Origin of the sequence: Acinetobacter sp. 161(2023), assembly GCF_037027805.1 — a bacterium.
Taxonomy (GTDB): Bacteria; Pseudomonadota; Gammaproteobacteria; order Pseudomonadales; family Moraxellaceae; genus Acinetobacter.
The window spans coordinates 33314-45416 of sequence record NZ_JAZEYD010000019.1; the positions used below are offsets into that span (position 1 = coordinate 33314).

A 12103-nucleotide genomic window follows, 5' to 3' on the forward strand; every position below is an offset into this window, starting at 1 on the left:
AGTAAATATATTTAAAGGAAAGCTGCCATTTTCATAGGTGAAATGGCAGCTTTATTTATAATTTAGAACGTATAGCTCATACCCAATTGAATAGTACGTGATTCACCCGGATAAGCATATAAATTGAAAGCACTTTCATCATAAACTTTGTCAAAAATATTTTTCAGATCTAAGTTAAGACGAAGTTTTGGTGTTGCTTGATAGTAAGAAACCAAATCTGTAACCGCATAACCTTTCATGGTGTAAGTACTATTTGCTGTTTGTCCTGCACGTTTATCAATATATTTTTGATTAATCCCTAGACCTAAGCCTTGTAAAGGGCCATCCTGAAATTCATAGATATTTAGAAGATTAAAACTATTTTTTGGAATATTGGCTAGAGCTGTTCCTTTTTGCAGACTATTGTCTTTAGTTACTTCTGCATCTGTATAGGCATAGCCACCAATAATTTTCCAAGCAGGAGTGATTTGCCCCGCAACATTTAGCTCAATACCTCGGCTACGAACTTCACCAGCAGCAACTTTATAGGCTGAATCTGTAGGATCGATAGTTAAGACATTTTCTTTTTTTGCATAGAAAATAGCAGAGTCAACCGTTAACATATTATCGAGTGCTTGCCATTTAAAGCCTAACTCGTAAGCCATACCTTCCTCTGGGTCAAATCCTTCTCCATTACGGTTAGCACCAGTGTTTGGTTTAAAAGATTTTGCAGCATTGCTATAGATTGAAAGGTCATCACGGGCTTTAAAAACTAAACCTAAACGTGGAATAAATGCATCATCACTGGTATTCCAATTTGCAGTATTTGGTAATAGGTTTTTGTAATCATGTTCGTAGTGCTCAAAACGCAAGCCCAGCAGTGCACTTAAACGTTCATTTAAATCGATTTGGTCTTGTACAAAAAGGGCAGTTGTTTTTAAGTTTTCGCGGTCGTGTGTCGTAACCCGATTAAGCTCAGGCAGCGGTTGGCCTAAAACAGGATTATAAATATTAATAGGATAACTACCGACATCACCACTTGAACGAATAATGTAGGACTTGTAATCATAATTTTCATATTCAAGCCCAGTCACTAAGGTATGTGTTAAACCTAAAAGCTGGAAATTACCTGTTAAGTTAATTTGGGCATCGGTATCTTGCCATTTTAATTCGCGGTAGTTGTAATTTCGGCCTAAAGTTTCGCCGTCATTTTGAACGCCATTTGCTTCTACTGCATAGCCATATAATTTGCCATTTAAGTATTGCATACCCGCATTAAGCTTCCAGTCATTTCCAAGGTCATGTTCGACTCGTAATTGAGTCATATTGTTATCATTGTAGAGGCGGTTGTTATATTTACCTGTTTCCCACAAATAAGTTTCTGGTGAACTATTAAAAGACTTCTGACCTGCATAGCGTGTTTGACCACGATCAAGCGGATGTTGATTCCGTAAAATATCGGCCTCAAAGGTAACTTTAGTCGCGTCGGAAGCTTGCCATTGAATGACTGGTGCAATTCCATAACGTTTAGATTCGACACCATCGCGATAACTATCACCGCCTTCTGCAATCACATTTAGGCGATAACCAATATTTTCTGCATTTGGAATAGTGCCTGTCGTGTCGACAGTGGTGCGATATAAACCTTCACTGTTAAGCTGCGCGCCTAAAGTGGTTTGTTGCTCAGACTTTGGAGTTTTAGAAATTAAGTTAAACGTACCACCCGGGTCACCACGACCATATAAGCTGGAAGAGGGGCCACGTAAAACGTCTACGCGTTCAATCGTGTTGCTATCTGGAGCGTTCGGATAACCACGGTTAATCGGAAATCCATTACGGTAAAATTCACCACTGGTGAAACCACGTAGGTTAAACCCTGTTAAGCCTTGACCGCCAAAGTTATTAGCACGAGTAACACCGCCAGCTAAATCAAGTGCTTCGATTAAACGTGTTGCTCCAATATCTTCAATTACTTTTTGAGTCACCACACTGACAGATTGTGGCGTATCTTTTAATGCGATTTCACTACGCGTTGCGCTACTCGAATTCTCTACCTTATAAGCTTGGTCAGATCCTTGTTGAGCTTTAATTTTAATCGTCGCAAGAGTCGTTGAAGAAATATCTGTTTCTGCAAAAGCAGTTGATAAACAGCAAAATTGAGCAATGCTCAGGGAGAGAAGGCGAAGCTTAAGATCCATTTAATACCTTGTTGATAATAAATATCAGTATAGAAATAAGAATTATTATAATGTAACTGTGTGTAAAAGGAATACAAAATCAGTGATAAGTCTAGACAAGTGTATTTTATTTGGAAATATAAGAATTAAGAGTATAAAAAGATGGGTTTAAATAATTATAAATTACAGTTTAAAATAGAGCATCAAATACATAAAGAATAGCTTTAAAATCAATTAAATATTTAATAGCTAATCGTTTTAAATTAGATTTTTTGAAAATCAAGATAGTTTTTTTATTTTTATCAAGGGGAAGTTTAATGTCTATGCTTATTGGCATGTTTTTGTTGACCATAATTATATTAGCAATTTTAAGTCTTTTAAAGAAAGGGGAAAGCAAAGGCGGGAATGAAAAACGTACCCCAATTAAGGGGAAACGTATCATTACTATGAATGAACAGCCGACTTTTATGAAACTAAGAGAAGCTTTGCCTGAACATATTATTTTAGCGCAGGTTGCTTTTAGTGCTTTTATGACAGCGCAAGGATATGCGACACGTAATTTGTTTAATCGTAAAGTTGCTGATTTTATTGTGTTAGATAGGGCATTTAATATTGTTGCTATTGTTGAACTAGATGATTCGAGTCATAAGGGGAAAGAAAAAATTGATGCAGAGCGAGATGCTTTAATTCGGGAAGCTGGTTTTAGAGTTATACGTTATAAAAGAACACCAGAGCTTGCACAAATACATGCTGATTTTAATATTTCAACAATTTCATTAGCCCAAGTTTCAATAGAACCAAACTCAAGTGGGATAAGAACAAAGTTTGTCGCTGATGTAATAACTATGCAGAGAGATGATCCAACAGTACAACCTTCATCACATATTGACGAAATAAAGTTGAAATCTTAAATTTTGAAAAATACGAAGCTATCTCATGGATAAAATTTGAAGTGAGATAATGTAATTTAAAAGATGTGCTTTTGAAATGAATTTCTTATAAAAGAAATTGGCGTCCCTACGGGGATTCGAACCCCGGTTACCGCCGTGAAAGGGCGATGTCCTAGGCCTCTAGACGATAGGGACGTTGAGGATGGCGGTATCTTAAGAAGCCGCCACCAAACTGTCAAGTAGGTAAGGAGACAGTTTGTTCAAAATATAGCAAAACAGTTCAGCAGTCTTCTGAGTATCGTATAAAGCAGAGTGTGCTTCTTTACCATCGAACTCAATTCCAGCTTGAATACATGCTTTAGCAAGGACAGTTTGTCCAAACATTACAGCACTTAAAGTAACTGTATCCATGACTGAAAAACTATGAAAAGGATTCTGGTTTTTTGTGCTTGTACGTGCAATTGCAGCTTGAACAAAACCAAGATCAAAATGAGCGTTATGACCGACCAAAACAGCATGCGTACAATGTTGCTGTTTACGAACGTCATTTACTGATTTAAAAATACGGCGTAATGCAGTCCGTTCATCTTCAGCCATTGCAATACGCATTGGATTGAATGGATCAATACCAATAAAGTCTAGCGAACGGCGGTCGAGGTTAGCCCCTTCGAACGGGTTAATGTGCGCATGAAATGCTGGACCAGGGACAAATTGTCCCTGAGCATCATACACAATTGGAATGCACGCAATTTCTAGCAATGCATCTGTCTGGGCATTAAAACCTGCCGTTTCAACGTCAACAACAACAGGTAAGAAGCCACGAAAACGTTGGCCAATGACCGGGACAGAGGTTTCTTGTGTCACACTTTTCTCCATTGCAGCGTTTTCCCGGCATGCAGCGGGATAATTTTTTGATCATCTAAATAATCAAAAGATTCTGGTACAAGATTATCTTCTTTTACCAAAGTAATGGTAGAAGTATTACGTGGTAGACCGTAGAAGTCTGCACCAAAATGGCTAGCAAAACCTTCTAGGCGTTCTAATTTACCCACTTGGTCAAATGCTTGGGCATAAAGCTCAATTGCATTAGGTGCACTATAACAGCCCGCGCAGCCACACGCATTTTCTTTTGCATCTTGTGAGTGAGGTGCACTGTCTGTACCCAAGAAAAATTTAGGGTTACCACTCGTTGCAACTTCAAGCAAAGTTGTTTGGTGTGTTTGGCGCTTTAAAATTGGCAGACAATAAAAATGCGGTTTAATACCACCAACCAACATATCATTACGGTTAAATAATAAATGCTGAGGAGTGATTGTCGCAGCAACATTACGGTCATGTTCTAACACAAAATGAGCCGCATCGCTTGTTGTAATGTGCTCAAGTACCACTTTAAGTTTTGGAAATTGTTTTAAAAGCGGGTTGAGTACTTCGTCAAGGAAGCGTTTTTCACGATCAAAAATATCGACATGGTTATGAGTGACTTCGCCATGAAGTAATAACGGAACTTGATGTTCTTCTAATTGTTCAATAACTGCATAAACCTTACGGATATCACTCACACCATTATCAGAATTGGTGGTCGCGCCCGCTGGGTAAAGTTTAATTGCATTCACATGTCCAGATTCTTTAATTTTACGAACTTCGTCTGGTGAGGTGAAGTCAGTAAAATAAAGCACCATACGCGGATCAAAATTGAGACCCTCTGGAACATGAGCAAGAATACGTTCACGGTAAGCCAATGCTTCTTCCACAGTTTTCACTGGCGGAACAAGGTTTGGCATACAGATCGCACGAGCAAACTGTTTAGCCAAATCAGGTACAGTACGTTTTAATGCTAAACCATCACGTAAATGTGCATGCCAGTCATCTGGCTGGAGCAGGGTAATAGAGTCCAAGGCAGTTCAAACTTCGAAATAAAACAAATGATAATCGATAAAGTGTGAAAATGGTAACGGGAATTACGGACAAATGGCAAAATAAAGCACAAGAGGCCTTAAAAAATAATGTTATATTTTGTTAATGTGTAATAGGCAGGAATCGAGTAGTGGTAAATACGGGAAATGTACATGAATTACTCAAAGCAAAAGAAGAAATAGAATATCTGGTAACTTTACATACCCATCGTTATGCCAATATACCTTTGCCTCATCAATTAGAAAAAAAGTTCTGGTGCTTAAATCTTGAACGAACTAAACAAAATATCTCAAAATTTTTAGCAAGTGGTGTTTTCACCTATCTCATTTTTATTTTGTTAGCGCTACCTACAGACTACTTGGTGATCGGTGTACCTTACATTACTTGGGACTTTATTTATTGCTTACTGAGTGCAATTAATATTGCTTGTGCGCTGCTGCTATTTTGGGTTTTTGCCAAGTTTAAAAAACTCACTGAATATTTTTACATCGCTGCGTGCGGGATTGTATTTTTTACCATTATTTTCAATGGAATGTTGCTGCTTAGTGTAGGAAATATCGCTCTTAAAAATCAGTCGATGTTGCTGCTTTCTTTTTTATATATGCTCGGATTTATTTTGAGCGGTATAAAACCTTTGCACATGCTTTATGTGGGTTTAACAGCAGCAATTTTTGTTTTTTCTTCATTGATTTTATTGCAAGCGAATTGTGACTATATTGCTTTGGGGCGGGCATTGTTTGGTAGCTGTATTTTAGGTTTTTCAATTAGTACGATGCTTACGTCTAGAGAAAGAAGTCTTTTTTTAAATAATCAGCTTGCTGAGCTTAATGAAAAGATTTTACGTATTGAGGCATCTGAGTTGCTTCATTTAAGTCAGCAAGATGCGCTCACTAAAATTTCTAATCGACGTACTTTCGATGAGATGTTTGACTTTTTTTACTATCGGGCAAAGCAAGAACAACGACCATTGGCCGTTTTATTTATTGATATCGATTTTTTTAAAAACTATAACGATTTTTATGGGCACCAGATGGGGGACAAGGTCATCTCGGCTATTGCCTCTGCAATTAAAAATTCGATTCGTCATGTTGATTTTGTTGCCCGATATGGCGGAGAAGAGTTTGTCGTTCTTTTGCCGAAAACACCTGCTCAAGGTGCCTATGCTGTGGCTGCCAATATTTATAAAGCTATAGAACGTCAAGCGATACCCCATGAGGCATCGTTGGTTTCTACGCATGTAACGATTAGTTTGGGCTTTACTGTTTACACAGAAGGTTTAAAAGTCACTCAAGAAAATTTAATTCACGCTGCCGATCAAGCTTTATATCGGGCTAAGCAGCTTGGACGTAACCAGATTTATTATCAGCCTTTACAAGTCGCCGAGATTGCCTGAATGAATTTTAAAAATAAAAAGGCCACCTTAATAGGTGGCCTTTTTTGACGTTATAAGAAAATTATTTTTTCTTACTGTCTAATTGAGGAATAGCAGAACCTTGACCTATTGAAAGTAAACCAGCATCTGTATAGATGCCAAGTTTTGCACGTGTATCGGTAATGTCGAGGTTACGCATAGTCAACTGACCAATACGGTCCATAGGCGAGAACATTGAATCGCCTTTTTCCATTGTTAAACGTTCAGCTTCGTACGTTAAGTTTGGAGATTCAGTGTTCATGATGGTGTAATCATTACCACGACGAAGTTCAAGAGTAACTTCACCTGTAACAGCTTTAGCAACCCAACGCTGTGCAGTTTCACGCAACATAAGCGCTTGAGAGTCGAACCAACGACCTTGGTAAAGTAAACGACCTAAACGTAAACCGTTAATGCGGTATTGTTCGATCGTATCTTCGTTATGAATACCAGTAACCAAACGCTCGTAAGCAATATGAAGAAGAGCCATACCCGGAGCTTCATAAATACCGCGAGATTTCGCTTCGATAATACGGTTTTCGATTTGGTCAGACATACCTAAACCATGACGACCACCAATACGGTTTGCTTCAAGAATAAGCTCAACTGGATTGTTAAAAGTTTGACCATTTAACGCAACAGGTACACCTTCTTCAAAACGTACAGTTACTTCTTCTGGTTTGATTTCAACTTCTTCTTTCCAGAAAGCAACACCCATAATTGGGTCAACGATTTTGATACCAGCATTTAGGTATTCAAGATCTTTTGCTTCGTGAGTTGCGCCTAACATGTTTGAGTCAGTTGAATACGCTTTTTCTTTTGACATTTTATAGTCAAAACCGTTGTCGATCAGGAACTGTGACATTTCTGCACGGCCACCGAGTTCATCGATGAAGTTTTGATCTAACCAAGGCTTATAAATTTTAAGATTCGGGTTAGTCAACAAACCATAACGATAGAAACGTTCAATATCGTTACCTTTATAAGTTGAACCGTCACCCCAGATGTTTACGTCATCTTCTTTCATTGCAGTAACTAACATTGTACCTGTTACTGCACGGCCAAGTGGAGTCGTATTGAAATAAGGAACACCACCTGTACTGATATGGAATGCACCACACTGAATTGCAGCAATACCTTCGAGCGCAAGTTGTAAGCGGCAGTCAATTAAGCGAGCTTTTACAGCGCCGTATTGTTCTGCTTTCTTTGGAATTGCATCGTAGTCATCTTCATCAGGCTGGCCTAAGTTCGCAGTATATGCATAAGGCTCTGCGCCCTTTTGTTTCATCCATAATAAAGCAGCTGAAGTGTCTAGGCCTCCGGAGAAGGCAATCCCAACTTTTTTGCCTACTGGTACATGCTGCAAGATAGTTGCATTATCAGTCATTGCTAATCCTAACATTTATAAAAAAGACCCCGTACAGGTGGTCTCGAGAATTCTGAATGGCGGCTATTGTAGCACTATTCATGGTGCTTTTTTTGGCAAAAAAATCATTAATTCACTTGTTCTGATTGGTATTTATTATTTGAAGAAAATATGGGATTGTCTTCTTTATATATAGATTGACCATAATCTCGAATAAAAAATAATTCTGGGTCATCCAAAATTATCAAAAAAGTATTAAAGTACTATGCAACAAGTTGCAAAAAACTATTGGGACGCAGCATGACAAGTTACGCCAATTTATTAAAACCATTACATTTAGGCTTCACCACCATTAAAAACCGTGTGGTGATGGGATCCATGCATACGGGGCTTGAAGACCGTTTTTTTAACTACCCAAAACTAGCAGCTTATTTTGAAGAGCGTGCAAAAGGCGGGGTTGGCCTGATTGTGACAGGTGGTATTTCTCCGAACCGTCAGGGATGGTTGGCACCTGCGGGTGGAACCATGAACAGTCTCTTTGATGTTCCTCAGCACCGTTTGGTAACCCATGCTGTCCATAAACATGGTTCTAAAATCTTAATGCAGATTTTGCACGCTGGCCGATATGGTTACCAACCATTTGTTGTGTCTTCAACAGCAATTAAATCTCCAATTTCACCATTTAAACCGCGTCAACTTTCTGAAAAAAATATTCTCAGCACAATAGAAGATTACGCTCAGTGCGCTGACATTGCCAAAAAAGCAGGTTATGACGGTGTCGAAATTATGGGCTCGGAAGGTTATTTAATTAACCAGTTTTTAAGTAGCCACGTTAACCAGCGTACTGACCGTTGGGGCGGTGAAATTGAAAACCGTATGCGCTTTCCAGTCGAGATTGTGAAAGCGATTCGCGCCAAAGTTGGTGAGAAGTTTATTATTTGTTTCCGCTTGTCTTTACTCGACCTTGTGCATGATGGTAACACCATGCAAGAAGTGGTTACTGTCGCCAAAGCTTTAGAAAAAGCAGGTGTGACTTTATTAAATACTGGCATTGGTTGGCATGAAGCACGTGTACCGACCATTGTAACGTCGGTGCCTCGAGCCGCTTTTGTCGATTACACCGCCCACGTAAAACAACATATTTCTATTCCGATTATTGCGTCAAACCGAATTAACATGCCTGAAACTGCCGAAGAGATTTTGGCAACTGGCAAAGCAGATATGGTTCAAATGGCTCGCCCTTTATTGGCCGATGCATTTTGGGTAAATAAAACTGCGACTAACCGTGTTGATGAAATTAATACCTGTATTGCTTGTAACCAAGCCTGTTTAGACCATGCTTTTAAAAATAAGCGCGTGTCTTGTTTAGTGAACCCACGTGCAGGTCATGAAACAGAACTGGTTTATTTAAAAACCAAGCAGCCTAAACGTATTGCTGTTGTAGGTGGTGGTGTAGCAGGTATGTCCGCGGCAACTGTTGCGGCAAGCCGTGGTCATGCAGTGACGCTATTTGAAGCAACTTCAGATGTAGGTGGACAATTTAACTTTGCCAAAGTTGTACCGGGTAAAGAAGAATTTCACGAAACGATTCGCTATTTTAAAGTCCAGCTCGAAAAAACAGGGGTGGATGTACGTTTAAATACTCGCGTAAATCGCGAGCAGCTTGAACGCGAAGGTTTTGATGAAGTGATTGTTGCAACTGGTGTAATCCCTCGTGCATTAAAAATTGAAGGAAGCAATGCACCACAAGTTCTTTCTTATGCTCAAGTTTTAAAAGGTGCAGAAGTTGGGCAAAAAGTAGCAGTGATTGGTGCAGGTGGTATTGGTTTTGATGTATCTGAGTTTTTACTTAAACCTCCACATCAACCACAGCCTCAACCTTTAGCGGAGTGGCAACGTGAATGGGGTGTAGACCCAGATCCGAATTATGTTTCTGAAGGTGGTATGCAGCCACCAGTGGTTGAAGCAGCAATACGCGAGATTTATTTACTACAACGTAAAACGACACCTCTCGGTATTGGCCTTGGCAAGACTTCAGGTTGGGTACACCGTGCACAGCTTAAAAAGCATGGCGTGCGTATGTTACGAGGCGTGCAATATAAAGCAGTCACTGATGAAGGGCTTTGGATTGAGCACAATGGCCAAGACCAGCTTTTACGCGTAGACACTGTTGTAGTGTGTGCAGGTCAAGAGTCGGTAAAAGACTTGATGCCAAAAGAAGGTGAGTCGACTATAGCGAACTACCATATTATTGGTGGAGCAAAGCTCGCAGCAGAGCTAGATGCGAAGCGTGCGATCAAAGAAGGAGCAGAATTAGCTGCTCGATTGTAATATTTGATGAAACAATATGCACTTGAACACAAAGCGATGATATTTTTCTTGAATAAAATGAATAAGCTTTGTATTCTTACGCACATGGAAGCGTGGCAGAGCGGTTTAATGCACCGGTCTTGAAAACCGACGAGGGTGTGAGTCCTCCGTGAGTTCGAATCTCACCGCTTCCGCCAAATTCAAGTTTCTGACACTGTTTAACACTATATAAGTTTATGATTTATAAGGTTAAAGTTGGAAATATACGATATGACAAGCCGTGACGCACTACGCCAATCGGTAGTTATAAAGTAGTAAAAAATGCAGTAAGATTATTTCTTACTGCATTTTTTTATGTCTGAATTATGGCGACTCGTGGAATCAATAAGCTTAGTGCTTTACAAGTTAAAAAAGCTAAACCTGATCCTGACAAGATGTATAAGCTGTCTGATGGGGGAAACCTGTACCTGCGTATTGATCAGAGTGGTAGCAAGTACTGGATATTCAATTACACACGTCCATTTTTAGCCAAACGTAATGATTTATCTTTAGGTACTTATCCTGAAGTTTCACTGGATGATGCTCGCACTATTCGTGATGAATATAAGAAGCTCATTAAGCAGGGCATCGATCCAGCAATGGAGCGGATTGAAACCAAGTCCCAGAAACAGAAAGAAGCAGAAAATACCTTTCGTATTGTTGCTGAAGCATGGCTATATAAACGTGAGCTAGAGCAAAAACAGGATGAAGAGACGATCCGTCGTTTAAAGCACGATGTCTATCCCTATATTGGTGATTTAACCTTTCCACAGCTTACCTTGGAAATTCTTGAGATTAAGGTCTTTAAGCGCATTATTGAACGTGGTGCATTGTCAGTTGCCAAACGCCTAAAATCGGACTTGAACCAGATATTTAAGTCAGCACGTAAAAAGAAGCTGATTCAATACAATCCTATTGAGGATATTGAACTGCCCAAACCACAGGGTGGGAACTTTGCAGCCGTGACAGAGGAGCAGGAACTAGCTCCAATGCTCAATAAAATTTGGAACTACTCCAAACTTTATCCACGTTGTTCACATATCACACAAGTGGCGTTAAAAATCTCCGTGTTGACCTTTCAGCGACCTGGGGAGATACGCAAGCTGAAAAAGGAGTATTTCTATTGTGAAGAAAGATGCTTTAAATTTACAGCTAGTAAAACCAAGCAGCTTCATATTGTACCATTGTCAGATCAGGCCTTTGACTTAATTGATTCAATTATTGATCTGCACCCATACAGTGAATACATTTTCGTGGGTCGGGATGGTAAAACTTTTATTTCTGATAATACGATTAACTCAGCGTTAAAACGCTTGGGCTATGCTGGGAAGCAAACGGCACATGGATTACGTGCAACCGCACGAACCATGTTGGATGAAATATTAGAACAACGTGTAGACTTTATTGAGCATCAATTGGCACATAAAGTAAAAGATAATAATGGTACAGCCTACAATCGAACCAAATTTTTAAACAATCGTCGGGAGATGATGCAGGAGTGGGCGAATTACCTAGAATCATTGCTGGATCAGCAACAGTAAAAAGATGAAAATCCAATGATAAAAAAATAGCCTGTCAAACGACAGGCTATTTAATTTATGCTGCTTTAAGCTCTTTGAGTTCAAGCCATTCAATAATCTGGCTTTCAGCCCATGTGGGCATACTTGCTGTTAAATAGGTAGGTTCAGGAAAATCACCCCGACGAATCATTTTCCAGAAGGTGGATTCTGCAATATTCAATATCCCTTTGGTTGCAGGCTTATAAGATAGCTTTCGTCTGCGACCACCACGATCTACATAGTCCTTGGCAGGGCGTTCAGGGTAGTTGACTAAGTCTTTGACACGATAATGCTGTTCTATCATTTTCCACCTCTAGGATTTTATACACATAAATATTAACAGTATGAAAGTATTGATATTGAACATTGCATACTTTCATATGGCTCATGATAGACAGTGGTATACAGTGATAAAAGAACAGTGCATAATTATAAAAAAACATTACTATTATACATTG

At 39.3% G+C, this 12103-nt stretch carries 9 protein-coding genes and 2 tRNA genes; 5 read left to right on the forward strand and 6 right to left on the reverse strand.

The annotated features are described in order from the left end of the window. Positions 1–62: 62 nt before the first annotated feature. Positions 63–2177: a TonB-dependent siderophore receptor gene (locus tag WA249_RS16865; protein ID WP_336170448.1), complete on the reverse strand. Its 2115-nt coding sequence runs from the start codon at positions 2175–2177 to the stop codon at positions 63–65. 296 nt (positions 2178–2473) lie between these two features. Here WA249_RS16865 and WA249_RS16870 point away from each other — a divergent pair, with 296 nt between their 5' ends. Then, entirely contained in the window at positions 2474–3067 is a 594-nt protein-coding gene (locus tag WA249_RS16870) for a DUF2726 domain-containing protein (RefSeq protein WP_336170450.1), read from the forward strand. Positions 3068–3165: 98 nt separating this feature from the next. Here the strand turns inward: WA249_RS16870 and WA249_RS16875 are convergent. From WA249_RS16875 to pyrC, 3 genes are all read right to left on the reverse strand, one after another. Beyond that, positions 3166–3241, reverse strand: a tRNA-Glu gene (locus WA249_RS16875). An 18-nt stretch (positions 3242–3259) separates the two neighbouring features. Beyond that, positions 3260–3922 carry a ribonuclease T gene (rnt, locus tag WA249_RS16880; RefSeq protein WP_336170452.1) on the reverse strand — a complete coding sequence of 221 codons (663 nt, stop codon included), beginning with the start codon at positions 3920–3922 and terminating at the stop codon, positions 3260–3262. After that, on the reverse strand, positions 3907–4941 hold the full coding sequence (gene pyrC, locus WA249_RS16885) for a dihydroorotase (protein ID WP_003652801.1): 1035 nt from the start codon (positions 4939–4941) through the stop codon (positions 3907–3909). Before pyrC ends, rnt begins: the two co-directional genes overlap by 16 nt. Positions 4942–5090: 149 nt before the next feature. Here pyrC and WA249_RS16890 point away from each other — a divergent pair, with 149 nt between their 5' ends. Further along, positions 5091–6353: a GGDEF domain-containing protein gene (locus WA249_RS16890; RefSeq protein ID WP_336170454.1), complete on the forward strand. Its 1263-nt coding sequence runs from the start codon at positions 5091–5093 to the stop codon at positions 6351–6353. 61 nt (positions 6354–6414) lie between these two features. Here the strand turns inward: WA249_RS16890 and argG are convergent, their stop codons facing one another. Beyond that, positions 6415–7773, reverse strand: a complete 1359-nt coding sequence (gene argG / locus WA249_RS16895) for an argininosuccinate synthase (protein ID WP_009390370.1) — start codon at positions 7771–7773, stop codon at positions 6415–6417. Positions 7774–8037: 264 nt separating this feature from the next. Here argG and WA249_RS16900 point away from each other — a divergent pair, with 264 nt between their 5' ends. The 3 genes from WA249_RS16900 to WA249_RS16910 all read left to right on the forward strand — a co-directional run bounded on the left by WA249_RS16900 (position 8038) and on the right by WA249_RS16910 (position 11627). Continuing rightward, positions 8038–10068 carry an NADPH-dependent 2,4-dienoyl-CoA reductase gene (locus WA249_RS16900; RefSeq protein WP_336170456.1) on the forward strand — a complete coding sequence of 677 codons (2031 nt, stop codon included), beginning with the start codon at positions 8038–8040 and terminating at the stop codon, positions 10066–10068. Between the two features lie 86 nt (positions 10069–10154). Beyond that, positions 10155–10244 (forward strand) — tRNA-Ser (locus WA249_RS16905). Positions 10245–10412: 168 nt separating this feature from the next. Beyond that, the gene (locus WA249_RS16910) at positions 10413–11627 is read left to right on the forward strand and encodes a tyrosine-type recombinase/integrase (RefSeq protein WP_000235462.1); all 1215 of its coding nucleotides are present in this window, start codon (positions 10413–10415) and stop codon (positions 11625–11627) included. Between the two features lie 55 nt (positions 11628–11682). Here WA249_RS16910 and WA249_RS16915 read toward each other — a convergent pair whose 3' ends face one another. Next, positions 11683–11949 carry a helix-turn-helix transcriptional regulator gene (locus WA249_RS16915; RefSeq protein ID WP_000572501.1) on the reverse strand — a complete coding sequence of 89 codons (267 nt, stop codon included), beginning with the start codon at positions 11947–11949 and terminating at the stop codon, positions 11683–11685. Positions 11950–12103: the final 154 nt, after the last annotated feature.

What these genes read in the sequence shown, in the direction of transcription:
- WA249_RS16865 (WP_336170448.1), bottom strand. Translation starts at nt 2,177, where the DNA reads ATGGATCTTAAGCTTCGCCTTCTCTCCCTGAGCATTGCTCAATTTTGC.
- WA249_RS16870 (WP_336170450.1), top strand. Translation starts at nt 2,474, where the DNA reads ATGTCTATGCTTATTGGCATGTTTTTGTTGACCATAATTATATTAGCA.
- rnt (WP_336170452.1), bottom strand. Translation starts at nt 3,922, where the DNA reads ATGGAGAAAAGTGTGACACAAGAAACCTCTGTCCCGGTCATTGGCCAA.
- argG (WP_009390370.1), bottom strand. Translation starts at nt 7,773, where the DNA reads ATGTTAGGATTAGCAATGACTGATAATGCAACTATCTTGCAGCATGTA.
- WA249_RS16900 (WP_336170456.1), top strand. Translation starts at nt 8,038, where the DNA reads ATGACAAGTTACGCCAATTTATTAAAACCATTACATTTAGGCTTCACC.
- WA249_RS16910 (WP_000235462.1), top strand. Translation starts at nt 10,413, where the DNA reads ATGGCGACTCGTGGAATCAATAAGCTTAGTGCTTTACAAGTTAAAAAA.
- WA249_RS16915 (WP_000572501.1), bottom strand. Translation starts at nt 11,949, where the DNA reads ATGATAGAACAGCATTATCGTGTCAAAGACTTAGTCAACTACCCTGAA.